The organism is Curvibacter sp. T50 (assembly GCF_057219955.1).
On the sequence record NZ_JBXVVU010000005.1, the window covers coordinates 131,945 to 157,799 of the forward strand.

Below are 25,855 nucleotides of genomic sequence, written 5' to 3' on the forward strand. Positions count from 1 at the left end.
AAGCCGCCCCACGGGGCGGCTTTTTTCATGGATTGTTCCGGGAGCGGACGAACTCACCAGCGGTCGCGCAGCTTGTCGTAGGCATAGTTGCCAAACTGGGCATTTGCGGAAGGTGTCAGGTAGACGCCGTCGGCAAACAGGGCTTTGGTGTAGTCGATGCCGGCGGCGATCGTGCTGACATTGCAACTCGTCGCCTCGGCCGTGGTGCAGGCCTTGTCGGTCACATTGGTCATGGAATAGGTCGTCGGATTGGCCTTGACCAGATTGAAAAACAGCCCGGCGTCGACGAACAAGACGTTGGCGCCAAGGTCCACCACGGCCACCAGCAAAGCTTCGTTGAAACGGTTGCACAGATCGGTGATCCCGCTGGCCTGCCCCAGCCCGACGGCCCATGGTGATATGCCCAGGTTGTACACCCCGGCCACCACAACGTACTTCGCTCCCGCTGTCACCAGGCGACGAACCTGCGCGCCCAAGGCGGCCCCGGCCGCGCGGACGTTCGTTGTCGTTTGCGCCGAGATTCCCCGCGCGGTGACCTCCGCCACCACATCGGTGATGCCCCCATCCACCAGCACCACGTCATTGGCACCGAGCGTGTTGCCCGCCAGAAGGCTGTCGATCTGGCTCTGAATGCTGGGCGCCCCGCCACTGACTCGGGCACCACCGCGGGCATACGACAGTCCGCCACTGGCGCTCGGCTTGAGCGCCACGCCATACCGTGTCGCCAGTTGATCGGACCAGATGTTGACGCTGGCATCGTTGACCGTATAGCGCACGCCGCCCTGCCCAAGGTCGCCGAACCCGTCGCCCACGGCCAGGAACCGGGCGGGCCTCAATGCCGATTCGATGGTGCTGGAGCCACAGCCCGCCAGCGCGGCGGCTGCGGCGCCGCTGGCAGACAGGAAGGCGCGGCGGGACCAGTTTGCAGTCATGAAGGGTTCTCCAGAGTAGTCGGTAGTGTATCGGTGAAGCCCGCCGGGCTCAGGCTGCGGCGGCGGCACGGCGCAGACGGTCGCGGACACCGTCCCAAGGTTCATCGGCGGGCGGGGTTTCCACCCAGATCAGGCGCACTCCCCGTTGATCGAATTCACGCAAGGTCGCAAACAATTGCTGGGCGGCCGCAGCGGCGTCCGACGGCATGCGGCGCCAGACGATGTGCTCCGAACGGCTGCGCAGCACCGTGCGGGCATACACCGCCAGATGCCGCGCATCGGCGCCGAGCAGATCCAGCGCGGTCTGCAGCGCCTTGGCGTCCATCAGGCGCAGCGATGCAGACGGGGCGTAGTGGGCTTCCAGTGTGCCCGACGCGCGCGGCTGGGTGGGCGCGACCGACTCGGCCGGCACCAGGGCAACAGAGGCTGCCGCTTCAATTTCAGCCGGCAAGACATGGCCGGGGCGCAGCAGCACCGGCGCGCCCCGCGTGCAGTCGACAATGGTCGATTCAATCCCCACCGGGCAGGCGCCTCCGTCCAGAATCCGCAAGCTCGCGCCGAGCTCGGCCACCACATGGTCGGCGCAGGTCGGGCTGACCCGCCCGAAACGGTTGGCACTGGGCGCTGCCAGTCCCCAGACGCCCAGCGGCGCACAGCCGGCCAGCACCGCCTGGGCCACCGGGTGCGACGGGCAACGCAGACCAATCGATTCGTGACCACCGGCCGCCGCGTCGCCAACCCCGGGCCGCCGCGGCAGGATGAGCGTCAGGGGCCCGGGCCAGAAACGCGCCATGAGCTGCCGAGCGAACGGAGCGATGTCGACCGCAAAGTGCTCCGCCTGCTCCGGCCCGAGCACATGCACAATCAGTGGATGATCGGCGGGCCGGCCCTTGGCCGCAAAGATGGCCGCCACCGCAACGTCATCGTGCGCGTTGGCGGCCAGTCCGTAGACGGTTTCCGTGGGCAGGCCGACCAGCTCGCCGGCCGCCAGGGCACGAGCCGCTTCGCGCACCTCGCGGGGGTCGTTTCCATCAAGGATCATCGGACGCCTGCAGTCATCAGAACGGCGCAATGCCCAGCAAAGCGGCGGCGCGTGCCGCTGTCGCGCGCACGGCCGCGATATCGGCGCCGGTCATGGTCAGGTGGCCCATCTTGCGCCCGCGGCGGGCGTCGAGCTTTCCGTACAAGTGCAGATGGGTTCCCGGGAGGGCCAGGAGCTCTGCCCAGGGCGGAGTCACTGCGCCGCCGGCAGCGTCGAACCACAGCTCACCGAGGAGGTTGAGCAGGATGGCCGGGCTGTGCTGACGCGGCGGCGTGAGCGGCAAGCCGGCCAGGGTGCGCACCTGCAGATCAAACTGCGACTGGTCGCAGGCTTCCATGGTGTAGTGCCCACTGTTGTGGGGTCGTGGTGCCATTTCGTTGACCACCAGACTGCCGTCCGCCAGGACAAAGAACTCGACACACAATACCCCGACATAGTCCAGACCATTTGCTATCGAAATCGCAGCATCTATCGACCTTTTTGCGATGGGTAACGGCAGATTTCCTTCGAAAACCTCGGTCAGGGCCAGAATGCCGTCCCGGTGCACGTTCCGCTGCACCGGAAAATGCACGACCGCACCGTCCGCGCCGCGCGCAACGATGACCGAGCATTCGGCGGCCAGGGGCAGCATTTTTTCCAGCACGCAGGGAACGTTCTTGAGGCCGTCCCAGGCAGCGGCCAGGTCAGCGCGGTTTTGTATCCGGATCTGGCCCTTGCCGTCATAGCCGAGGCGGGCGGTTTTCAGGATGCCCGGGAACAGGTCGGCCCCCACGCGGCTCACCTCGGGTACTGCTCCCGGCCCCTCGATGAGGGCAGCGAGTTGCTCCGGCGTCTCGATCACCACGTACGGCGCCACGGGCACACCGCAGGCGCGGAAATGGGCCTTCTCGGCCGCACGGTCCTGCGCGACGGCAACCGCGTCGGCTCCGGGGGCGACCGGACGATGGGCGCCCAAGGTGACCAGCGCCGGCGCCGGCACGTTCTCAAATTCGGTGGTAATGGCCGCTGAACGCTGCATCAGCTGCGCCAGGCCTTGCTCGTCCAGATAAGGCGTCTGGATATGGTGGTGACTGACCAGCCCGGCGGGGCTGGCAGGATCGGGATCAAGCACGACGGTAAAGTAGCCCATGCGCTGCGCCGCGTGCACGAACATGCGCCCCAGCTGGCCTCCGCCCATCACGCCCAGGGTCGCCGGCTGGCCGTTGACCAGTGTGCCCGGAAGGATCGGTTTGTTCATGTCGCCGCCGGTTCAGTGCCCGCCCATCGGCGGCAGGGTCATCGCCCGCGCGGCGGCGGTCTGCTCGGCGCGGAAGGCTTCGAGCCGGACGCGCAGCGCGGCATCTTCATTGGCCAGCAATGCCACAGCAAACAGCGCCGCATTGGCTGCGCCGGCAACACCGATGGCGAACGTGGCCACCGGGACGCCCTTGGGCATCTGCACGATGCTGTGCAACGAATCCACGCCCGACAAGGCCCTGGACTGCACCGGCACACCCAACACCGGAACGATGGTCTTGGCAGCGATCATGCCCGGAAGATGGGCTGCCCCACCCGCGCCGGCGATGATCGCTTTGAACCCCCGCCCCTGCGCCGACTCGGCATAGGCGAACATGTCGTCGGGCATACGGTGGGCGGAGACGACCCGCGCTTCGTGGGGAACGCCAAACTGTTGGAGAATCTGGACTGCGTGTTGCATGGTGTCCCAGTCGGAACTGGAGCCCATGACCACGCCGATGAGCGCTTGGGACATTGGGTGCTTTTCGCGAGCAAAGCACAATTTTAAGGTTTCACCCTCCATGATCGACGTCACCCTGCAGAACTTTGAAACCGAGGTCATCGCCGCCTCCATGACTGTGCCCGTGCTGGTGGATTTCTGGGCTCCGTGGTGCGGGCCGTGCAAATCGCTCGGGCCGGTGCTGGAACGACTGGAGGTCGCCTACGAGGGGCGATTCAAACTGGTCAAGATCAATTCCGACGATGAGCAGCAACTGGCCGGCGCCTTCGGCATCCGCAGCATCCCGACCTGTGTGCTGCTGATCGGAGGGCAACCGGTCGACGGCTTCATGGGGGCGGTCCCCGAAGGGCAGATCCGCCAGTTCCTGGACAAACACCTCCCGGCCGAACATGAACTGGCGGCCCAGGCCGAAGCCGAGCAGGCCCAGGCCATTCTGGAATCCGGCGACACCCAGGCCGCGCGCGAGCGTCTGGCCGAGGCGCTCGCCGCAGACCCCGCCAATGACGACATCCGCTACGACTATGTCAAGCTGCTGATCGGAACCGGTCAACTGGCCGAGGCTGCCGGTGTCCTGGCACCGGCGCTGTCTCGCATTCCGGTGGGGCTGCGCTTCGAAGCACTTTCCCAATGGTTGATGGCGTTGGAGTTCGAAGCCACCGATCCCCGAGGCACCTGGCCGATCGAGCGTTTCGACCAGTTGATTGCCGAGAACCGGCGTGACTTCGAAACCCGCTTTGCCAAGAGCCGGCTGCTGATGGCGCGCGGCGACTGGCCCGCGGCGATGGATGAACTGCTGGAAATCATCCTGCGGGACAAAAAATGGGCCGATGAGGCGCCCCGCAAGACAGTGGTTGCCATCCTCGAACTGCTCACCCCGCCGAAACCCAAGGGAAAGACGGCTGAAACGGGTGCAAAAACCGCCGGCGGGATCGAGCTGATGGGCAAAGGCGCCGTCGAAGAAGACCCCCAGGCCACCCTGGTGGCGGCCTACCGGCGCAAACTCAGCATGGCCCTGAACTGAGTCCGGACTTCGGCACGGACCACAAAACGTCTATGCCGGTCGTTATTGCACGAAATCGGCCGATATCCAGCGTGAAAAGGTCGACTGTCGCTATATATTAAATAGCAAACGAAGCATCGATCCCCGGACTGCCGATCAGGCTGTCAGCCGGGTCAGCGCTTCCTGGTATTTCGCGGCGGTCTTCTCGATCACTTCACGCGGCAGGTGTGGCGCGGGCGGGGTTTTGTCCCAGAGTTTGTCGCCTACACGCGCTTGCTCCAGCCAGTCGCGCAGGAATTGCTTGTCGAAGCTCGGCGGGTTGGCGCCCTCGGCGTAACTTTCTGCCGGCCAGTAGCGCGACGAATCGGGCGTGAGTACCTCGTCCATCAGCGTCAGCGTACCGTCCACATCCAGTCCGAATTCGAACTTCGTGTCCGCGATGATGATGCCCTTCTTCCGTGCAATTTCGGCTGCAGCCTTGTAAATGGCGATGCTGATGTCACGAATGCGGGTGGCGAGATCCAGACCAATCATCTCCACCGTGCGCTCGAAACTGATGTTTTCGTCATGTTCTCCCATTGCCGCCTTGGCGGCCGGGGTGTAGATCGGCTCGGGCAGCTGGCTCGCGTTCCTGAGGCCCGGTGGCAGTGCCACGCCACAGACGGCCTGACCCTGCTGATACTCCTTCCAGCCGCTGCCAGCCAGATAGCCGCGCACCACGGCCTCCACCGGGATGGGCTTGAGCCGCTTGACCAACATCGACCGATCGGTCACCTGGGCCACCTCCGCGGGCGCGACCACACTTTCGGGCGCCTCGCCGGTCAGGTGGATCGGGCACAGGTTCAGTCCCTTGGGGCCCAACTGGTCGAACCACCACAACGCCATCCGGGTCAGCAACGCACCCTTCCCCGGTATGGGCTGGCCCATGATCACGTCAAAAGCGCTGATGCGATCGGAGGCCACCATCAGGATGCGGTCGTCGCCCACGGCGTAGTTGTCGCGCACCTTGCCGCGCGCCAGTAGCGGCAAGGAAGTCAAGGCCGAGGTGTGGAGGACGTTGGGCATGGGCGGTCGCTTTGTCGGAAGATCGGGCGTCGGAAAAGGAAAAAGCCCGCCGAACCGTCAGCGGGCTTCGGGCCACGCGGCCGATTATCGCCGCTCGGGCTGGCCCGCCATCAGTGCACGACCTGGGCCAGTTCTCCGGCGGTGTAGCGGGCGGCCATTACCTGCAGCGTGTTGCCCTTGACCTTGCCGCCCTGACCTTCGCATCCGAACTCCAGATAGCGCTGCTTGCACACGGCCTTGGCCGCTTCGCGGGCGGGCTTGAGCCACTCGCGGGCATCGAACTTGTCGGGATTCTCGGCCAGAAACTTGCGCACCGCGCCGGTCATCGCCAGACGGATGTCGGTGTCAATGTTGATTTTTCGCACGCCATACTTGATGGCTTCCTGGATTTCGGCGATGGGCACGCCGTAGGTCTGCTTCATCTTGCCACCGTACTGGTTGATGATGGTCAGCAAATCCTGCGGCACGCTGGAAGATCCGTGCATGACCAGATGGGTGTTGGGAATACGGGCGTTGATTTCCTTGACCCGGGAAATCGCCAGAACGTCACCAGTGGGCGGGCGGGTGAACTTGTAGGCGCCGTGGCTGGTGCCGATGGCAATGGCCAGCGCGTCGAGCTGGGTGGCCTTGACGAACTGCGCGGCCTCTTCGGGATCGGTCAGCATCTGGCTGTGATCAAGTTTGCCGACGGCACCGATGCCGTCTTCCTCGCCGGCCTCACCGGTTTCCAGGCTGCCCAGGCAACCGAGTTCGCCTTCCACCGTCACCCCCACGGCGTGGGCCATGGCAACCACCTTGCGCGTCACGTCAACGTTGTAGGCGAAGTCCGCCGGGGTCTTGCCGTCTTCCCTCAGTGAGCCGTCCATCATGACCGAGCCGAATCCCAGGTCGATCGCACCTTGGCACACCGCAGGGCTGGTGCCGTGGTCCTGGTGCATGACCAAGGGAATGTGCGGGTAGGCTTCGGTAGCCGCCTGAATCAGGTGTTTGATGAAGCTCTCGCCGGCGTATTTGCGGGCGCCCGCGCTCGCCTGAAGGATCACGGGCGCGCCCACCTCGTCGGCGGCGGCCATGACGGCCTGTACCTGTTCCAGATTGTTGACGTTGAATGCCGGAATGCCGTAGCCGTGAGCGGCGGCGTGGTCCAGCAGCTCGCGCATGGAAACGAGTGCCATAGATATTCCCCAGAAGGTTTTCGGAGTCGGTAACCGTGATGTAACCCGGGATTTTACCGGTCACGGCGAACCGGACTTTGCGTCGGGACAAGGCATCACAGAAAGTTCACGGTTGATCGGTAGCGTAGAGGGGTACTCCGATACCGCTCCATGAACGACTGGGATGTTGCCCTTTTCCTCGCACTGAATGCCGGACCGGACGCTCCGCCAATGATCCTGGCCATCGCACGCTGGGTGTCGTCCGACTTGCCCACCCTGGCGGCCGTTGCCTCCTTGCTCCTGGTCAGCCGTTATCCCGACACGCGTCGGCGTCTGGCTGCGGTCGTGACCGCCATGGCGCTGGCCTGGCTGGCGACGCGGGCCATTCGCTGGGCGATACCGATGGAGCGTCCGTTTGTCACCGGGCTGGGTTTCCAGGGCATGGCCCATGCCGCGAGCGCCAGTTTTCCAAGCCTGCACGCGGCAGTTGCCTCCGCCTGGGCTGCCGCCTTGACGCTGCACCGCGGCGAACAGCCGGCATGGCTCGGCGGGGTCGCCTGCCTGGTCGCCGCGGGGATTGCCTGGAGCCGCTTGTATCTCGGGCTCCACTACCCGACGGACATTGCCGCCGGGCTGCTGCTCGGCTGGGGTTGTGCCGTCCTGACACACGGCCTGATCCGCCGTGAACCCTGGGCACGTCGGCGATGGTGGCGGCTGCGTACCGCCAGAGGCGCAGCGGTCAGGTCACGCGGCAGATCTTGAGCATGTTGGTACCGCCGGGTGAACCCATCGGCTCGCCGCAGGTGATGGCATAGATGTCGCCAGGCTGGACAATCCCCCGCTCACGCAGTCGCTGTTCGGCCTGATGCAACGCGGTATCGCGATCGGTACTCGATTCGAGCAGCAGGGCCCGCACGTTGCGGTATAGCGCCATCCGGCGTTGGGTGTCCTGGCGCGAGGTCAGGGCATAGATCGGAATTGCGATCCGGTGGCGACTCATCCACAGTGCCGTCGAACCCGATTCGGTCAGCGCAACAAGTGCTTTCGCGCCCAGATGGTGGGCGGTGAACAGCGCTCCCATGGCAATGGTGTAGTCAATCCGGGTAAACGTCTCACCGGCAAAGTCATCGTCGATCTCGGCTTCGGAAGCACTTTCGGCCGCCGCGCAGATCTTGGCCACCTCCTGCACGGTTTCCAGCGGGTAGCGACCGGCGGCGGTTTCGGCGCTGAGCATGACGGCATCGGTGCCATCGAGCACCGCATTGGCCACGTCGCTGACCTCGGCGCGTGTGGGCACCGGGTTGGTGATCATGCTTTCCATCATCTGGGTGGCGGTGATCACAACCTTGTCCTGGCGCCGGGCCAGGCGAATCATGCGCTTTTGCAGCGCAGGAACAGCCGCATTGCCCACCTCGACCGCCAGATCCCCCCGTGCGACCATGATGCCGTCGCTGGCAGCCAGGATTTCTTCCAGGCGAGGAATGGCTTCAGCACGTTCGATCTTGGCGATCAACGCCGGTTTGTGGCGAAACTCCGCACCGGCTACAAGACACAACTGGCGGGCCATTTCCATGTCGGTGCCGGTCTTCGGAAAGCTGACGGCCACATAGTCCGCCTGAAACGCCATGGCCGTACGGATGTCTTCCATGTCCTTGGCGGTCAAGGCCGGCGCCGACAGGCCACCGCCCTGCTTGTTGATGCCCTTGTTGTTGGACAACTCCCCGCCGATGTGCACAACGGTGTGCACTGCCTCGCCCCGCACGGCCTCCACTTTGAGCACGATCAGACCGTCGTTGAGCAACAGCAGATCGCCCGGGCGTACATCGCGCGGAAGCTCCTTGTAGTCAAGCCCCACCCCATTCAAGTCCCCCGGCGCGGTACGCGAGGCATCCAGGACAAACGTCGCGCCCGTTTCCAGCATGACCTTGCCGTCGGCGAACTTGCCAACGCGGATTTTCGGGCCCTGCAGGTCCGCCATGATGGCCACTTCTCGGCCAGCGCGCTGCGCCGCCTGGCGAACCAGCCCGGCGCGGTCGATGTGGTCCTGCGCCTTGCCATGACTGAAGTTCAACCGCACGACATCGACACCACTGCGGATCATGGCCTCCAGCAAGGCTGGATCACTGGACGCCGGGCCCAGGGTGGCGACAATCTTGGTGGCGTGACGAGGCATGTACAAGACTCCGACGATGTAATCAAGTTTCAATTTTGACACACCGGCGGTTACAACGCGATTTCAGGGCCTCCGGCCCCGAAACTACCCCGGCGTCACCCCGCCGCGCGCGCCTGCAGGATCTCGAACGCCGGCAGCGTCTTGCCCTCCAGCACCTCCAGGAACGCGCCGCCGCCGGTGGAGATGTAGCCCACGTCCCGTTCGATGCCGTACTTGGCAATGGCCGCCAGCGTGTCGCCGCCGCCGGCGATGCTGAAGGCGCTCGATTCGGCAATGGCCTGCGCAATCGTCCGGGTGCCGTTTTCAAACGCCGCAAACTCGAACACGCCCACCGGGCCGTTCCAGACGATGGTGCCGGCGGCCTTGAGCTGGGTGGCCAGTTTCTGTGCCGTCTCGGGGCCGATGTCCAGGATCAGGTCGTCGTCGTCCACGGCGGTGGCGGCCTTGACGGTGGCCGGCGCGTCGGCGGCAAAGGTCTTGGCGCAGACCACGTCGGTGGGAATGGGCACGTCGGCGCCGCGCGCGGCCATGGCTGCGATCACGGCCTTGGCTTCACCGACCAGGTCGGGCTCGGCCAGGCTTTTGCCGATCTTCAGCCCGGCCGCGAGCATGAAGGTGTTGGCGATGCCTCCGCCCACGATGAGCTGGTCGACGTTTTCCGCCAGGCTTTGCAGGATGGTGAGTTTGGTGCTGACCTTGGAGCCGGCGACGATGGCGGCCAGCGGGCGTTTCGGGTTGGCCAGGGCCTTGCTGATGGCATCGATCTCCGCCGCCAGCAGCGGGCCGGCGCAGGCGATGGGCGCGTACTGGGCGATGCCGTAGGTGGTGCCTTCGGCGCGGTGGGCGGTGCCGAAGGCGTCGTGCACGAAGATGTCGCACAGCGCGGCGAGTTTGCGCGCCAGCTCCTCTTTGTTCTTCTTCTCGCCGACGTTGACGCGGCAGTTTTCCAGCAGCACGACCTGGCCGGGCGCGACGCTGACGCCGTCCACCCAGTCGGCCACCAGCGGCACTTCGCGCCCGAGCAGTTCACCCAGCCGCTCGGCCACCGGCGCGAGGCTGTCTTCGGGCTTGAAGGCGCCTTCGACCGGGCGGCCCAGGTGGCTGGTGACCATGACGGCCGCGCCCGCCTCCAGCGCCATGCGGATGCAGGGCACGCTGGCGCGGATGCGGGTGTCTTCGGTGATCGCGCCGCTGTCATCCTGGGGCACGTTCAGGTCGGCGCGGATGAAGACGCGCTGGTTGCGGGCCTGGCCGCTGGTGCAGAGATCGGAAAAACGGATGACGTTCATGGCTTTGGAGGGAAGGTTCGATCAGGCGGCCATTCTAAGAGGCGCCTCCAGCGACCGCGCTTACCAGCCCAGTCCCAGCTTGAGCGGCAGGAAAACCGCCATGCCCGTGACGATGGTGCCCAACACCGCCTGCCCCTGACCGCGCCGCCCGAAGTAGAACGCCGCACCGGCGGCGGCGCCAAACAGCCGCGCATCCTGCCAGGTGCTGATCAGCTGCCCCTGAGTCATGACCACTTCAGGCACGATCACTGCAGACAATGCGGCAATCGGCGCGTATTGCAGGCCACGCTGGGCCCAGTGGGGCAGGCGCCAGTCGCGGCTGGAGAGGAAAAAGAAGCTGCGCGTGACCACGGTAACCACGGTCAGGCCCAGAATGACGGCCAACGTCCACCAGTCGGTACCGGGCTCGCTCATGGCCGGGCCTCCATTTCGCCATGGTTTGTGGGTCGTTTGCCGGTCGTCACGTGGCACTCCGGCGATCCGGCGGCGCCGGTCGCTCCAGCAGCAGGCACAGCGCCACGGCTACGGCGATCGCGAACACGATGTTGAGCTTGAACGGCAACGCAAAAGCCGCCACGGCCGCGGCACCCGCCACGCCCGCCGAGACACGCCGCATGGTCGTCGAGGCCAGCGAGCAGGCCACACCTGTCAGCGCCAGGATGCCGGCAAAACCCAGACCCCAATGCAGCGGCACCGAATGGGCCAGCGCGATACCGGCAACACTGGCGGCCTGCCAGCTGGCCCAGTTCAGCCCGCCTCCGCCGGCCAGGTAGGCCAGCTGTGCCTCACGCTCTGCCGCCGTCGTGGGAGGGTGCGCATACCGGCGCACGAACAGCACATACGTCATGTCGGCCGTGACATAGCCCACCAGCAGCCGTAGCGGCCGTGGCAGGTGCATGACGTAGCTGCGCAGGTGGGCGCTGAACACCACAAAGCGCAAATTCACACAAAAACTGGTGGCCAGAATCACCCACACCGGCGCGCTGGCCGCGATCAGCGGGATGGCCGCGAGCTGCGAGCTGCCGGCGAACACCAGCAGTGTCATGGCCAGCGCCTCCACGGTGCTCATGCCCGACTGCACCATGGCCACACCGGTCATCAGCCCCCAGGCCGCCAGACCCGGCGCGACGCCCGAAATTTCGCGCGCACCAGCCCGGAACTCGGGGTGGGCAACAATGCGACGCCAACGGGGGAGCATGTCAGTCATGGCGTGAACTTCAGACAGGCGACTCGAACGCCGCCCCGGCGGGCAGCGCAAAGCCGCGCAAAAAATCGGCCGCCGGCAGGCGTTTGCCACCGGCGCGCTGCAGTTCGGTCACACAAAGCACGCCGTCACCGGTGACCACACGCACCCCATCGGCATCTGCAGACAAAATTTGCCCGTACCCAGCGTCAAACGGTCGTTGATTGCTATCAAGATGAGACTTCCAGAGCTTCACCGTCTCACCCTGACAGGTGGTGCTGGCGCCCGGAAACGGGTCAAAGGCGCGGATGCGCCGCTCGATCTGCGTCGCCGGCAGCGACCAGTCGACGGCGCTTTCGGCTTTCTCGATCTTGTGGGCGTAGGTGATGCCGTGCGCCGGCTGCGGAACCGGGCGCAGCCCGCCGCAGGCCGCCCGTTCCAGCGCCTCCACGATCAGCCGCCCGCCCAGCGCCGCCAGCCGGTCGTGCAGCGTGGCCGTGGTGTCGTCACCGCGAATCGGCAGCGTTTCCAGCAACAGCATGTCGCCCGTGTCCAGCCCCGCGTCCATCTGCATGATGGTGACGCCGGTTTCGTCGTCTCCGGCTTCGATGGCACGGTGAATCGGCGCCGCGCCGCGCCAGCGCGGCAGCCGCGACGCATGGATGTTCAGACAACCCAGGCGCGGTGCGGTCAGTGTCCAGTCGGGCAGGATCAGGCCGTACGCGGCGACCACCATCACATCGGCCCGCGCGGCGGCAATGGCGTCGCGGGCGGCGGCCGCGTCGTCGGGAAACTTGCCGTCCAGCCGCAGGCTGCGCGGCTGCGCCACCGGAATGCCGTGCTGCAGCGCCAGCTGTTTGACCGGCGACGCCTGCAGTTTCATGCCCCGGCCGGCCGGCCGGTCGGGCTGGGTCAGCACCAGCGGCACGGTGAACCCGGCCTCCAGCAGACGCGCCAGCGCCACACGGGCAAATTCGGGGGTTCCGGCAAAAATCACTCGCACAGGGTCGTTCCAGATCAGGCGGGCTTCGCGGTGCCCATCGCTATTGTTCAGGGTGTTGGGTCGTCGGGGAGTACTTCGTCGGTATTCAGCACCTGGCGGACCACACCGGCACGGTCCAGGTACACGTGCAACTGACGAAACAGGCTTCCGGCTTCCAGGTAGCGCCACGTCCAGATATCACCGTCGAACCGCGCAGCACGCTCGACCAGCGCGGGCGGACCGAACTGGCGCAGCAGGTCGTCGCGGGTCCAGCGCCCGGTTTCAATGCGGGCGAACACTGCCGGGTCCATGACCTGCTCGACGACCAGAAGCCGACCGGCCCGATCGAAGTCGAGGTTGTGTACCTGACGGCCCGCCGGCTGCTGCGAGTATTGCAGGCGTTCGCCGCCGGGCAACGGGTGCACGGCGGTCGGCGAGCCGAGGCGGGCGATCACCGCCTCACGCGCTGCACCGGGTTGTTCCCACTGCGGCACACCCGCACAGGCCACCATCCCCGATACGCCCGCCAGTGCAAGCCAGCGCCCGGCCCGGGGGATCAGAGCCTTCACCCGCGCGCTTCCTTTTGCTGCTTGAGCAGCTTGGTCTTGATCCGGTTGCGCTTGAGCGGAGACAGGTATTCCACGAAAACCTTGCCCATCAAGTGATCCATTTCGTGCTGGACACAGACCGCCAGGAGGCCCTCCGCCTCGATGGTGCGGGTATGCCCGTCGCCATCGAGAGCGCTGACCCGTATCGACGCGGCACGTTCGACGCCGTCGTAGATACCGGGCACCGACAGACACCCCTCGTCGCCTTTGACGCGTTCGGAACTGGACCATTCCAGCTCGGGATTGATCAGAACCAGCGGACGGTCGCGCTCTTCCGATACGTCGATCACAATCACGCGCTCATGAACATCGATCTGAGTCGCCGCCAGGCCGATACCTTCCGCGTCATACATGGTCTCAAGCATGTCAGCCACCAGGGCCTTGATACGAGAGTCCACGACTGTGACCGGCCTGGCGACCTTGTTCAGACGGGGATCAGGAAAACGGAGAATGTCGAGAATGGGCATAGGAATCGGATGCGAATGTCGGTATTTTCGCCACTTTTCTCCGGGCGTGCCGCGCGCCTCATCGTTTTACGTTGATCAATCAATGGCTTGAGAGCACAATCGCCAGTGCTTTGTCAAGTTTTCCGCAGGGAACCCTCCACCCATGAAGCACCTGACTGTTGCTCTCCGTCCCGGTTTGGTCACACTATCTGTGTGGACCCTCGTTGCCATGGGCCCCACCACGACAGCCGCCCAAACTCCGGTGACTACTCCGGCGCAAAAGGCCACGGCCCAGCAGGTCGCGCAGTCGGGCGTACCCCTGTCTGAGTTGGCACCCGACGCGCCCGACCACTACCGCGTCAAGAAGGGTGACACGCTGTGGGCGATCTCCGGCGTGTTTCTCAAACGCCCCTGGCGCTGGCCCGAGCTGTGGGGCATGAACATGGCAGAGATCCGAAACCCCCACCTGATCTACCCCGGACAGGAACTGCACCTGGTCAAGAAAGACGGGCGGGCCATGCTCACCACCGCCAAGCCGGTCGGGTCAGAGGGCATCCAGACCGTTCGGGTTTCGCCGACGAGCCGCGTCGAGCCGTTGCTGGACAGTGCATTGCCGACCCTGGAGACCCGACGAATCGAGGCATTCCTGGCCGAGCCCATTGTGGTGGACGAAGCCGGGCTGGCTCAGGCTGCGCGCATCGTCGCAACCCGGGAGTTGCGGGTACTGCTCAGCCGCGGCGACCGCGCCTATGCCCGAGGGCCTGCCGACAAGCCGCTGAGTCTGGCCAGTGGCCAACCCCGCGACTTTCGAGTATTCCGCAATGCAGTACCCCTGAAGGACCCCGAAAGCGGCGCAATCCTCGGCTATGAGGCCCAGTACATCGGCAATGCGCGATTGGTCGCTCCAGAGAAGGCAGCGACCCCAAGAACCGAAACCAAAGCAGCCGAAGAAGCCGTCCCCGCGTCACTGGAGATCGTCCAATCCACGGAGGAGATGCGGGTCGGTGACCGGCTGCTGCCGGAGCCCCCGCGCGAGTTTCCCAGCTATGTTCCCCGTGCGCCCGAAACGCCTGTCGATGGTCGCGTCGTTTCAGTCTATGGAAGCGGGGTGCGCTTCGCGTCGCAGAATCAGGTGGTGGCGATCAACCGTGGCACGCGGGACGGACTGGAGGTCGGCCATGTGCTCCAGATACTGACTGCAGGAGAGCGTGTAACCGATCGCACCGACCCGACGCGTCCGACCCTGCGTGTCCCAGACGAACGCAACGGTTTGATGATGGTGTTTCGCACATTTGACCGGGTCTCCTATGCGCTGATTCTGGAGATCACGGACGTCGTGCGTGTCGGCGACCGACTGGTCAATCCGCGCTGATTGGCAACTTCGCGGCAGCCATGGAATCGGGCGAGCTGCGGGCATGGTTGCGGCTGTGCCTCACCGATGGCATCGGCCCGGTCACGGCGCGCAAGTTGCTCGCGTGCTTCGGACTTCCGACGGCAATCTTCGCCCAAAGCGCACGCACACTCGAACAGGTCGTCACGAGCGCCCAGGCTCATGCGTTGCTTGCGCACGCGGCGGAACTGGACCACCAGATCGAGATCACACGACGCTGGCTGGACGATGACCGCGGGGTTGATGGCCAGTCGGAACGCCGCATCCTCACATTGGCGGATCCGGACTATCCGCCAGGCTTGCTGACGATTGATGATCCGCCGACCATCCTGTACGGGATCGGCGTCCCGGACTGGCCACGATGGCTGCGGCAGCTGTCGCCGGGCCTCAGCCTGGCCGTTGTCGGAAGCCGCAATCCGACGGCCCAAGGGGCGGCGAATGCGTTCGCTTTTTCGCGGGAACTGGCCCAGTCGGGGCTGGTGATCGTTTCCGGACTGGCGTTGGGCGTTGACGGCAAAGCCCATGAAGGGGCTTTGGCTGATGACGCTGAGACCCGGCAATTACGCACTGTCGCGGTCGTTGGAACCGGGGTGGATCGGGTCTACCCTCGCCATCATCGGGAACTGGCCCATCGAATCACCCAAGCCGGACTCATCCTCAGCGAATATCCGATCGGGACTCCGCCCCTGGCAGCGCACTTCCCCCGACGCAATCGCCTGCTCGCGGGGCTGACGCGGGGCACCCTGGTTGTGGAGGCCGCACCGCAATCGGGCTCACTGATCACTGCGCGGCTCGCTGCGGAGCAAGGGCGGGAGGTCTTTGCGATTCCCGGGTCCATTCATACGACCCAGGCACGGGGCTGTCATGCCCTCATCAAGCAGGGTGCCAAGCTCGTCGAATCCGCCCAGGATGTCCTGGAAGAACTGTCTGACCTGCGAGGTGCCATCGCGGCCCGGTCGACAGACCTTTCGGCCCGTGGCGTGGCGGGCAGTAATCCGGGTAGCGGCCAGCCAGAAGAATCACTTGCCATCGACGATCCGATCCTGAACGCCATGGGCTTCGATCCCGTCAGCCTGGACGCTCTCCTGGCCCGGACGGGCCTGCCGACACCTCTGTTGCAAGCCCGCCTTCTGGAGCTGGAGCTTGAAGACCGGGTTACGCCGCTGCCGGGGGGCCTATTCTTGCAAATGACGCGTGCCTGAGTCACCACAGGACCCGTCCCGGTCGCCGGTGCTAACTCAGCAGACGCTCCGGATTCGCATCCAGCTTGGCCATGGCGTCTCGCGTGGCGCGGACCGTCAGCGCTTCTTCCTCGACCGGTACCAGCAGACCCGCCTGCAGATACGCGGCCAGACGTTTGCCCTGGATCAGGAAATGACGTCCATCTGCCGACGCAAAAAGATGCAGCTGCCGCTTGTCGCTGCGCCACAACAGCTGAACCTGTTTCAGCGTTGCGTTGTGGTCCAGCATGAACCAGTCGCCCAGAACCAGTTCGGCAACCCAGGCCACCATCGCATCCGTGGGTTTTGAGCCACCGTCAGCCAACACCTCAAAAGACGAAGCGTCCATACCCAGCATCAACTCCACGGTTTCCGGATTGAGGGGGATGTCGCCCGCCACATCTTCCAGCACCACCTCCTCAAGTCGCTCAAGCCGGCGCGCCATGTCATCGATCTCAGCCCGGGGAATGTTTTCCGTGCGCGACAGGAACGCATCGGAAAGGGTGTCGCCGATCACTTTCAAGTGAGCATTCTGGGCAATTTCCGAAAGGCCCAGCAAACCCATGCCCTGCCGCAATCGCGCCAGGATTCCCGGCAGGTCGTGGATGACCTTGGTGCGCTCCTCACGGGTCGGCTTTGCGCTGGCCGCCCACAACAGGTCCGTGGCCGTTCGCTTGAGCGCCAACGTGTCGGGGTGCTGCGGCCCGTGTCGAACCGCGGCCATAGCCAGCACTTCAGCCCAGACCTTGAAGAGAAAGTCGCGGATTTCGTCGCGAACGTTGATGCTGTTGAGCATCTTTCGCAGTTCGATCGTGTACTGGATCGAAAGCGTTTCCTTCTGCTCGACCTGCTGCGCGACACTGACCGCTTTCTGCACGGAGGCCCCTTCGGTGAGGTAAACCGCCAGAAACGCCTTGAACTCGTCCAGAACCAGCTGAAACACCCTGCGTCCGGTTTCCGGGTACTGCTCAATGACCTGCACAACGCGACGAACCTCCGCCTCCAGCGCTCCGCCTTCGATCGCGGCGGCGTCAAAACCCATCACGGCACTGCCCAGGCGATCGATCAACTGGCGAGCCGGATGCTGCAAAGTGCCGAAAAACTCTGGCTCTGCCATCGCCACACGCAGTACCGGCATCTGCAAGCGCGCAAACCACACCCGAATCGCAGCCGGAATGCGCTCTTCCGCCAATATGGCCTGGAACATCAAGGCGACGATCTCGACCGTGGCCTTCTCGGCCGGCGTTGCGGCCTTGCGCTTGATGGCCGCGGTGCGCTCCCGCAACTCGGTCGAAATCTGGACCAGGCCCGCAGAATCCGGACTGATATCCAGAAACACGGAGCGACCCGTGTCATCCGTTGTCCCCATGGCCTGCGCCATGGCGGGCGACGGTCCGGGCCGGTCCGTCGCTTCAAATCCGGCAACCCGCTCGCCAAGGAACCGGCGCAACTGGACCAGCACCCCTTGCGCACGCTGCCGCGCCCGCGCCAAGGGCGTCGTGACCGTGAGCATGCGGGTCTCGTCCTGCAAGCCAGTCCGCATCCCCCCGGGCTCGGTCATGCCGGCGCCGACGATGGACTGCCCGCCGGACCCCCCCCCCCGCGAAGGCCACTGGGAGGCCAGGCTCGCAGGTGCCGGGCGCGAGTTCCCCGGGCCGCTCGCCTGAAATGCGCCGGAACCGCCAAAGTTACCCGTGCGCTGAGCATCAAATTGGGTGGCGCCCGCTGCCGGCCCGAATCCCCCCGTCTGGCCCGGCTGGAACGAGCCTGTTCGCTGGGAATCAAAACCCCCCGCACTGCCGCCGCCCGAACCACCGGGCCCCACCGCCGGGGACGGGCGAGCGGCCCCCGGGGCACCCTCCGCAGACCGCCGGACCAGCGACTTGAGATCGATCTCCGGCAGGACACCGCTGCGAACCAGAAAATCGTTCGCATGGTGGTAGGCGGCGACCGTTCTTTCGACCAGCAATGGTTGGACCACACCGGCAACCAGACGCCAGACATCCAGTGTCAGGCCCACGTGGGTCCAGGAGTCGAGCAGCATCACCGACAGAGTGTCCGGCTTGAGCACATCGTGCGCTGGCAACTCGTCGATTTTCTGCAGGTGCTGAATGCGCAGCCGCAAATCATTGAGCTGCCATTGCGCCTTGTCGAGAATGGCCAAGGTCAGGCGTGATGCCGCGATCCGGTTGTCCACCTCCGCATCGCCCACCAGGGAAAAAGCTTCGCGAGAGGGCGGCTGGCTGTCCAGCCCCGACAACGAAGGCACGGCCACTTCCCCGCCCAACGCTCTTCGCCAATGTCGCCGGACCCGATCCACCCAGGCCGCCCGATGCTGGGTAAACAGCTGATTGGCATCCCGCATGGATTGCTGCTGGCGCGTGTCACGCACATCCTCCGCAAGGGAACGCAAGCGCCCGCTCGCGATCGCCCCCAGCTCGACAATGACCCCCTCGATCTCGGCTACGTACCGCTCCCGCACCGCCCGAGCCAGGCGCCGTGAGGTTTCTGCAGAGAGCGTCTGGGTCATTGCCTATGGATGTCAGACGGTTGCGCCAGCGTTCGGGTCACCGGGGTCGAGATCGTCCTTCTTCGGCGCCGCCTTGACGAGGTCTTCGCGTTTGACCCCCAGCCACATGGCAATGGCCGCCGCAACGAATACGGAAGAGTAAATCCCGAAACAAATTCCGATTGTCAGCGCCATGGCGAAATAGTAAAGCGTTTCGCCCCCAAAAAGCAGCATCGACAGGACCATGATCTGTGTTGAACCATGGGTGATGATGGTGCGGCTGATGGTGGACGTGATGGCGTTGTCGATGATTTCAACGGTGCTCATCTTCCGGTAGCGACGGAAGTTCTCGCGAATCCGATCGAATATGACGACCGACTCGTTGACCGAATACCCGAGTACCGCAAGAACAGCCGCCAGCACCGCGAGCGAAAACTCCCATTGGAAAAAGGCGAAAAATCCCAGAATGATCACCACATCGTGCAGGTTGGCGATGATGCCGGCGACTGCGAACTTCCATTCGAACCGAAACGCCAGATAAACCATGATGCCAATGACCACAAACGCGAGCGCCTTCAGCCCGTCGGCCGCCAGTTCGCCGCCCACCTGAGGGCCGACAAATTCCGTTCGACGCAACGTGACCGAAGGATCCGCACTCTTGAGCGCGGTCAGCACGCGTTCACTTTGCTGGGCAGAGGTTGCGCCCTTTTGAACCGGCAAACGGATCAGGACGTCCCGGGCAGTGCCGAAGTTCTGCACCTGCACCTCGGCGTAGCCCAGCGATGCCACAGTGGACCGGACCTTGGTCAGATCGGCGGGCTGGGAATAGGAAACCTCCATCAACGTCCCGCCGGTGAACTCCACCGACAGATGCAAGCCGCGCGTGAAAAGGAAAAATACCGCGAGGATGAAGGTAATCAGTGACACCGCGTTGAGCAACAACGCATGGCGCATGAACGGAATGTCTTTGCGGATGCGGAAAAATTCCATGTCAGCCTCTTATTTGTTGCCCGAATCCGCCGCCGCAGGAACGCGGGCTCCGTCGGCTTTCCAGACCGTACCGATGGAAACCGACTTGAGCTTCTTTTGCCGGCCGTACCAGAAGTTGACCAGCCCGCGGGAGAAAAACACCGCCGAGAACATGCTGGTCAGGATACCGATGCAATGCACCACCGCAAAGCCCCGTACCGGGCCGGAACCGAAGGCCAGCAGTGCCACCCCGGCAATCAAGGTGGTGATGTTGGAGTCCAGAATGGTGGCCCAGGCGCGCTCGTAACCCGAGTTGATGGCGACCTGCGGCGCAACTCCATTGCGCAGTTCCTCCCGTACCCGCTCATTGATGAGTACGTTGGAGTCAATTGCCATACCCAAGGCCAGTGCCATGGCAGCCATGCCGGGAAGGGTCAAGGTTGCCTGCAGCATCGACAGAATGGCCACCAGCAACAGCAGATTGACGCCGAGGGCGATTCCCGAGATCAAGCCGAAAAGCATGTAGTACACCGCCATGAAAGCCAGAATGACCAGGAAACCCCAGGTCACGCTGTTGAAGCCTTTGGCGATGTTCTCTGCCCCGAGGCTGGGGCCGATCGTGCGCTCCTCGATGATTTCCATCGGTGCCGCCAGCGATCCCGCGCGCAGCAACAACGCCAGGTCATTGGCTTCGACGACGCTCATGGATCCCGAAATCTGGAACCGGTTGCCCAATTCGCCCTGAATCACCGGCGCCGTGAGTACCTCGCCTTTGCCCTTCTCGAAGAGCAGAATCGCCATGCGCTTTTTCAGGTTTTCGCGGCTGGTATCGCGCATGATGCGGCCACCCTTGGCGTCAACCGTCAGATCCACCTTGGGTTGCTGGGTCTGGGAGTCAAAACCGGGCTGCGCATCGGTCAGGCTGTCCCCCGTGATGATGACCAGCTTTTTCACGATGACAGGCTGGCCGTCGCGCTGCAGGTACCGCTCCGATCCGAACGGCACCGGTCCGCGGCCGGCCTCGGCCTCCAGAGCTTCCGTGCTTTCGTCCACCAGGCGCATCTCCAGGGTCGCAGTGCGCCCCAGAATGTCCTTGGCTTTGGCCGTGTCCTGGACACCGGGCAACTGCACCACGATCCGGTCCAGACCCTGCTGCTGGATCACCGGTTCGGCAACCCCCAATTCATTGATGCGGTTGTGCAGCGTGGTGATGTTCTGCTTGAGCGCCTGCTCCTGCACCAGGCGCGCTGCCTCCGGGCGGATGGTGGCGGTGAGCTTGTATTCGGTGCCTTCCGGGACCTCGGTAAATTGAAGGTCGGGAAACTGATCCTGAATCAGGCGCTTGGCGGCTTCCAGTGTGGCCGCGTCACGCAGGCGCAACTCGATGGCCTGTCCGTTGCGGGCGATGCCACCGTGGCGGATATTCTTTTCCCGCAGCATGGAGCGCAAATCACCGGCCAGGGAGTCGACCTTCTTCGACAGCGCCGCTTTCATGTCGACCTGCAGCATGAAATGCACACCACCGCGCAAGTCCAGGCCCAGATACATCGGTGCCGCATGCAGGGAGGTCAGCCATGCCGGCGACCGCGACACCAGGTTGAGCGCCACAACATACCCCGGGTCAGCGGCGTCCGGATTGAGCGCCTTCTGAATCGCGTCCTTGGCTTTGATCTGGGTATCGGTGGAGTCAAAACGGGCGCGGACGGACTGCCCCTCGAGACTCAGAGCGTCCGACGTGATTCCGGCGGCCTTGAGCGCCTGCTCGACGCGGGTGAGTGTTCCCTGGTCCACCCGCAGGGTTACCTTGCCTGCAGACACCTGCACGGCCGGGGCTTCACCAAAGAAATTGGGCAGGGTGTAGATGGCCCCCACCAAGAGCGCGATCACCATGATCGCGTACTTCCAGACCGGGTAACGGTTCATGATCGCGCGGGAGAAAGGAGTGGGACGGTACGGCCCCGAAAAATCGGGGCCGTCCAGGAATGTTTACTTGTAGGTACCCTTGGGCAGCACCTGCACCACGGCGGAGCGCTGCATCTGGATTTCAACTCCGTTGGCCACTTCAACGTTGATGTGGTTATCGCCCAATTTGGCAACGCGGCCAAGAATGCCCCCTGCGGTCACCACTTCGTCACCTTTGGCCAAAGCGTCGATCATGGCCTTGTGCTCTTTGGCCTTCTTCATCTGGGGCCGGATCATCACGAACCACAGAACAACAAACATCAGCACGATGGGCAACAAGCTCATCAATGTCGACTCGCCACCGGCAGCGGGTGCGGGCGCGGTTTGGGCATGGGCAATGGAAATCAGCACGGGGAAAACTCCTGAGAGACATGGAACGAAACCTTCAGCCGGCGCAAAGCCTGCCGACGGCTCGGGGCAATCCGCCATTGTATGCCCGGCCCGCTTTTCCGAACCGGACCGGGCATAGGGATTTGCCGGGGATCGAAGCCCTCAGAGAGCTATTACTTTGATAGCTGAAAGCGACCTTTTACCGCTGGGTATGACGATATTTCATCATGAATCGGCGGTTTCAGGCCGTTTTCGCCGTCTCGCGCCATGTGGCCATCCGGGTTGCCCACTGCTGGCGTGCCGCTGCGAGGTTTCGGGCCTTCACCGGTCCGAAACCCCGAATCCGGTCAGCCTCCTGGGCGATGGCCACCGCCTCGGCATGGCGGGACACCGTCAAACCTGCCAACAGTTCCTCAACCATCGCGCGGTACTCGCCGATCAGCGCGCGTTCGGTTCGGCGCTCTTCGGTGCGGCCAAATGGGTCCAGGGCGGAACCGCGCAAACCCTTGAGGCGGGCCAGCAGGCGAAACGCGGTCAGCATGGCCGGGCCATATTTCTGCTTGACCGGTCGGCCTTGCGCGTCGTGGCGAGTCCACAGAGGCGGCGCCAGGTGGTAATGCAGGCGAAAGTCGCCTTCGAACTCCGTCGCAATACGGGCAAGGAATTGCGGATCAGCCTGGAGGCGGGCCACTTCGTACTCGTCTTTGTAGGACATGAGGCGAAACAGCTGGCGGGCCACGGCTTCGGTCAGCGCGGTGCGGGGCCCGCCGGTTTCCGCCAGCGCAGCCTCCGCCGTCCGGACCCGTGCGACAAATTCCCGGTAGGTTTCGGCCCAGCGGTTGTCCTGGTATTGCTCCAGATAGCGTGCACGGTGGTCAACCAACTCATCCACCGTTTGCCGGCGGTGCCACTGGACAGCCTGGGTCGGCACCAGGAGCGCCTCGACGCGTTTCGGGTCCTGAGCGGCCCAGCGGCCCCATTCGAAGGCAGCTTTGTTCGCGTCGACCTGCACCGCATTGAGTTCGATGGCACGCATCAGCGAAGCCTGCAAAAGCGGAATCCAGCCTTTTTGCCACGCGTAGCCAAGCACCATTGGGTTGACGTACAGGCTGTCGCCCATCAGCGCGTGGGCCAGCGCGTCCGCGTCGAAAACCCCCACTGCGTCATCCCCGACGGCCTGTTCGATGGTGCGGACACAGTCGGCGGACGGATTGTCCCACCCGGTATTGCGCACAAAGGCGGCCGTGGGCGTGCCCACCGCGTTGAGCGCTACACGGGTGCGCCCTTCGCGCATGCGCATCAGGGTTTCCTTGCCCGCCGCCACGATAGGGTCACACGCCAGGATCAGGTCGGCTGCGGCGGTGCTCACGCGAGTCGTGCGAATGTCGTCCTGACTCGGGCCCAGAAGGACATGACTCCAGGTCGCGCCCCCCTTCTGGGCCAACCCGGCAGCGTCCTGTGTCACCACGCCTTTGCCTTCGAGGTGCGCCGCCACCCCCAGCAGTTGCCCGATGGTGATGACGCCAGTCCCGCCCACACCGGCAACCACCATGCCGAATGTTTGCGTCAGCGCGGGCAGCATCGGGTCCGGCAGAGTCCCCAGCTCGGACGGCTGGCGTTTGCGGCCGGCGGCGTTCTTGCGTGGTTTGCCGCCTTCCACCGTCACGAAGCTCGGGCAAAAGCCCTTGAGACAGCTGAGGTCCTTGTTGCAGGTGCTCTGATTGATACGCCGCTTTCGCCCCAGCGGCGTCTCCAGGGGCTCTACCGACAGACAATTCGACTGCACACCACAATCTCCGCAGCCTTCGCAGACCAGTTCGTTGATGACCACCCGGACGGCCGGATCGGCGATCAGCCCCCGCTTGCGCCGGCGGCGCTTCTCGGTGGCACAGGTCTGGTCGTAAATGATGACCGTGGTGCCCTTGATCTCGCGAAACTCGCGTTGCACCGCATCCAGCGTGTCCCGGTGCTGGATGGCGATGCCAGCGGGGAGGCCCTGGACGGACGCGTACTTTTCCGGTTCGTCGGTCACGATGGTGATCTTGACTGCGCCCTCGGCCCGCATGCTCTGCGCAATCTGCACGACGCTGTGGCCCTCGGGTCGCTCCCCCACCTGCTGACCACCGGTCATGGCCACGGCGTCGTTGTACAGAATCTTGTAGGTGATGTTCACGCCCGCGGCGATGCTCTGCCGCACGGCCAGCAGGCCACTGTGAAAATACGTGCCGTCGCCCAGGTTGGCGAACATGTGCTGATCCGTGCTGAACGGCTGCTGTCCCACCCAGGGCACCCCCTCACCGCCCATCTGCGTGAAGCCGACTGTCGCCCGGTCCATCCAGATCGACATGAAATGGCAGCCGATGCCGGCCATGGCCCGTGAACCCTCAGGCACGCGGGTGGAGGTGTTGTGCGGGCAACCCGAGCAGAACCACGGCTGCCGCTCGGCCAGCGGACCCGACACCACCAGGCTGCGCATCGCCTGTTCTTTGGCCTCCAGCACGGCCATTTGCGCATCCAGCCGGGCCGCCCAATCGCCGTCCACCCCCAATTTTTTCAGCCGGCGCACCAGCGCGCGGGCGATGATGGCCGGCGACAGATCGGCGTTGGCGCGAAGCAGCGTGTGGGCGCTGGGATTGGGCATCGCCCATTCGCCCCCACTGAAGTCCCCCTCCACCTCGTCGAATTTGCCCAACACATTGGGCCGCACGTCGGCACGCCAGTTGTAGAGCTCTTCCTTGAGCTGATACTCGATCACCTGGCGCTTTTCTTCGACGACCAGAATCTCGCGCAGACCAGCAGCAAACTCCCGTGTGCCCTGCGCCTCCAGCGGCCAGACCACTCCAACCTTGTGCAGGCGAATACCCAGGTGGCGGCACGCGGCATCGTCCAGCCCCAGGTCCGCCAGCGCCTGACGGGTGTCGTTGTAGGCCTTGCCACTGGCAATCACACCCAGGCGGTCGGCCGGGCTTTCGATCACGTTGTAGTTCAGTCGGTTGGCGCGGACATAGGCCAAGGCGGCATACCATTTGTGGTCGAAAAGCCGGGCCTCCTGATCCAGGGCGTGGTCGGGCCAGCGAATATGCACGCCGCCAGGTGGCATCGGAAAGTCGGGCAACACAATCTGCACCCGTTCGGGGTCCACATCCACGGTGGCGCTGGACTCGACGATCTCCTGGATGGTTTTCATGCCTGCCCACACGCCCGAGAAACGGCTCATCGCCCAGGCATGCAAGCCCAGATCCAGTATTTCCTGCACGCTGGCCGGAAAAAACACCGGCAGGCCGCAGGCCTTGAAGATGTGGTCGCTCTGGTGCGCGGCGGTGGAACTCTTGGCCACATGGTCGTCGCCGGCAACGGCAATGACGCCGCCCCAAGGCGTCGTGCCGGCCATATTGGCGTGCTTGAAAACGTCCGAGCAGCGGTCCACACCCGGCCCCTTGCCGTACCAGATGCCAAAAACCCCGTCATACCGCCGCGACTGTGGTGGGGCAAAACCCAGCTGCTGAGTACCCCACACCGCAGTGGCGGCCAGCTCTTCATTGACGCCGGGCTGAAACACGATGTTCTGCGCGGCCAGGTACGAACGCGCTTTCTGCAGCGCCTGGTCATAGCCGCCCAGCGGCGAGCCGCGGTAGCCGCTGATAAACCCGGCTGTGTTCTTGCCCAACAACTGGTCCCGGGTCTGCTGCAACATCGGCAGCCGCACCAGCGCTTGAACGCCACTCATGAACGCACGCCCTCGCGGCAAGGCGTATTTGTCTTCGAGTGTCACGGTTTCCATTGCGCGACGGACCGCGTCCGGCAGAGGGGCATTCATGATGTTGTCTCCTGATGGGGCGGTAGTCAGGTCAGTCCTGCCGCGTTGT

Annotated in this window: 22 protein-coding genes; 4 read left to right on the forward strand and 18 right to left on the reverse strand. The window is 64.5% G+C overall.

The window, feature by feature from the left end:
* Nucleotides 1–53: 53 nt before the first annotated feature.
* The 4 genes from AC2EBU_RS15310 to purE are packed head-to-tail and all read right to left on the reverse strand — an operon-like array spanning nt 54 to nt 3,724.
* Complete coding sequence (locus tag AC2EBU_RS15310) at nt 54–932, reverse strand: twin-arginine translocation signal domain-containing protein (RefSeq protein WP_484611312.1); 879 nt, start codon at nt 930–932, stop codon at nt 54–56.
* Between the two features lie 49 nt (nt 933–981).
* On the reverse strand, nt 982–1,974 hold the full coding sequence (locus tag AC2EBU_RS15315; RefSeq protein WP_484611313.1) for an L-threonylcarbamoyladenylate synthase: 993 nt from the start codon (nt 1,972–1,974) through the stop codon (nt 982–984).
* Between the two features lie 16 nt (nt 1,975–1,990).
* Nucleotides 1,991–3,211: a 5-(carboxyamino)imidazole ribonucleotide synthase gene (locus tag AC2EBU_RS15320; RefSeq protein WP_484611314.1), complete on the reverse strand. Its 1,221-nt coding sequence runs from the start codon at nt 3,209–3,211 to the stop codon at nt 1,991–1,993.
* Between the two features lie 12 nt (nt 3,212–3,223).
* Nucleotides 3,224–3,724, reverse strand: a complete 501-nt coding sequence (purE, locus tag AC2EBU_RS15325; RefSeq protein ID WP_484611315.1) for a 5-(carboxyamino)imidazole ribonucleotide mutase — start codon at nt 3,722–3,724, stop codon at nt 3,224–3,226.
* Between the two features lie 46 nt (nt 3,725–3,770).
* On the opposite strand from purE, the gene trxA reads away from it, so the two are divergent.
* Nucleotides 3,771–4,730 carry a thioredoxin gene (gene trxA, locus AC2EBU_RS15330; RefSeq protein ID WP_484611316.1) on the forward strand — a complete coding sequence of 320 codons (960 nt, stop codon included), beginning with the start codon at nt 3,771–3,773 and terminating at the stop codon, nt 4,728–4,730.
* Nucleotides 4,731–4,865: 135 nt separating this feature from the next.
* Here the strand turns inward: trxA and AC2EBU_RS15335 are convergent, their stop codons facing one another.
* Nucleotides 4,866–5,774, reverse strand: coding sequence for a phosphoribosylaminoimidazolesuccinocarboxamide synthase (locus tag AC2EBU_RS15335; RefSeq protein ID WP_484611317.1), 909 nt, complete (start codon nt 5,772–5,774; stop codon nt 4,866–4,868).
* Nucleotides 5,775–5,884: 110 nt separating this feature from the next.
* Complete coding sequence (gene fba, locus AC2EBU_RS15340) at nt 5,885–6,949, reverse strand: class II fructose-bisphosphate aldolase (protein WP_484611318.1); 1,065 nt, start codon at nt 6,947–6,949, stop codon at nt 5,885–5,887.
* 150 nt (nt 6,950–7,099) lie between these two features.
* Here fba and AC2EBU_RS15345 point away from each other — a divergent pair, with 150 nt between their 5' ends.
* Entirely contained in the window at nt 7,100–7,690 is a 591-nt protein-coding gene (locus AC2EBU_RS15345) for a phosphatase PAP2 family protein (protein WP_484611319.1), read from the forward strand.
* Here the strand turns inward: AC2EBU_RS15345 and pyk are convergent.
* From pyk to def, 7 genes are all read right to left on the reverse strand, one after another.
* Complete coding sequence (gene pyk, locus AC2EBU_RS15350) at nt 7,668–9,101, reverse strand: pyruvate kinase (RefSeq protein ID WP_484611320.1); 1,434 nt, start codon at nt 9,099–9,101, stop codon at nt 7,668–7,670. The two genes, AC2EBU_RS15345 and pyk, sit on opposite strands and share 23 nt — an antisense overlap.
* A gap of 95 nt (nt 9,102–9,196) precedes the next feature.
* The gene (locus tag AC2EBU_RS15355; protein WP_484611321.1) at nt 9,197–10,390 is read right to left on the reverse strand and encodes a phosphoglycerate kinase; all 1,194 of its coding nucleotides are present in this window, start codon (nt 10,388–10,390) and stop codon (nt 9,197–9,199) included.
* 60 nt (nt 10,391–10,450) lie between these two features.
* On the reverse strand, nt 10,451–10,804 hold the full coding sequence (locus AC2EBU_RS15360) for an AzlD domain-containing protein (protein ID WP_484611322.1): 354 nt from the start codon (nt 10,802–10,804) through the stop codon (nt 10,451–10,453).
* Between the two features lie 46 nt (nt 10,805–10,850).
* The gene (locus AC2EBU_RS15365; RefSeq protein WP_484611323.1) at nt 10,851–11,597 is read right to left on the reverse strand and encodes an AzlC family ABC transporter permease; all 747 of its coding nucleotides are present in this window, start codon (nt 11,595–11,597) and stop codon (nt 10,851–10,853) included.
* A 10-nt stretch (nt 11,598–11,607) separates the two neighbouring features.
* Nucleotides 11,608–12,576 carry a methionyl-tRNA formyltransferase gene (gene fmt, locus AC2EBU_RS15370; RefSeq protein WP_484611324.1) on the reverse strand — a complete coding sequence of 323 codons (969 nt, stop codon included), beginning with the start codon at nt 12,574–12,576 and terminating at the stop codon, nt 11,608–11,610.
* 47 nt (nt 12,577–12,623) lie between these two features.
* Nucleotides 12,624–13,124, reverse strand: coding sequence for a hypothetical protein (locus tag AC2EBU_RS15375; protein ID WP_484611325.1), 501 nt, complete (start codon nt 13,122–13,124; stop codon nt 12,624–12,626).
* On the reverse strand, nt 13,121–13,630 hold the full coding sequence (def, locus tag AC2EBU_RS15380) for a peptide deformylase (protein WP_484611326.1): 510 nt from the start codon (nt 13,628–13,630) through the stop codon (nt 13,121–13,123). The genes AC2EBU_RS15375 and def overlap by 4 nt, the downstream gene beginning before the upstream one ends.
* Nucleotides 13,631–13,772: 142 nt before the next feature.
* Between def and AC2EBU_RS15385 the strand changes: the two genes are divergently transcribed.
* Both AC2EBU_RS15385 and dprA read left to right on the forward strand, forming a co-directional pair.
* Entirely contained in the window at nt 13,773–14,981 is a 1,209-nt protein-coding gene (locus tag AC2EBU_RS15385) for a LysM peptidoglycan-binding domain-containing protein (RefSeq protein ID WP_484611327.1), read from the forward strand.
* A gap of 20 nt (nt 14,982–15,001) precedes the next feature.
* Complete coding sequence (dprA, locus tag AC2EBU_RS15390) at nt 15,002–16,201, forward strand: DNA-processing protein DprA (protein WP_484611328.1); 1,200 nt, start codon at nt 15,002–15,004, stop codon at nt 16,199–16,201.
* A 31-nt stretch (nt 16,202–16,232) separates the two neighbouring features.
* Here dprA and AC2EBU_RS15395 read toward each other — a convergent pair whose 3' ends face one another.
* The 5 genes from AC2EBU_RS15395 to AC2EBU_RS15415 all read right to left on the reverse strand — a co-directional run bounded on the left by AC2EBU_RS15395 (nt 16,233) and on the right by AC2EBU_RS15415 (nt 25,806).
* On the reverse strand, nt 16,233–18,749 hold the full coding sequence (locus tag AC2EBU_RS15395; protein WP_484611329.1) for a DUF1631 family protein: 2,517 nt from the start codon (nt 18,747–18,749) through the stop codon (nt 16,233–16,235).
* A 12-nt stretch (nt 18,750–18,761) separates the two neighbouring features.
* On the reverse strand, nt 18,762–19,718 hold the full coding sequence (gene secF / locus AC2EBU_RS15400) for a protein translocase subunit SecF (protein WP_484611330.1): 957 nt from the start codon (nt 19,716–19,718) through the stop codon (nt 18,762–18,764).
* Between the two features lie 9 nt (nt 19,719–19,727).
* On the reverse strand, nt 19,728–21,620 hold the full coding sequence (secD, locus tag AC2EBU_RS15405; protein ID WP_484611331.1) for a protein translocase subunit SecD: 1,893 nt from the start codon (nt 21,618–21,620) through the stop codon (nt 19,728–19,730).
* 63 nt (nt 21,621–21,683) lie between these two features.
* Nucleotides 21,684–22,010: a preprotein translocase subunit YajC gene (yajC, locus tag AC2EBU_RS15410; RefSeq protein ID WP_484611332.1), complete on the reverse strand. Its 327-nt coding sequence runs from the start codon at nt 22,008–22,010 to the stop codon at nt 21,684–21,686.
* A gap of 220 nt (nt 22,011–22,230) precedes the next feature.
* On the reverse strand, nt 22,231–25,806 hold the full coding sequence (locus tag AC2EBU_RS15415) for an indolepyruvate ferredoxin oxidoreductase family protein (protein ID WP_484611333.1): 3,576 nt from the start codon (nt 25,804–25,806) through the stop codon (nt 22,231–22,233).
* Nucleotides 25,807–25,855: the final 49 nt, after the last annotated feature.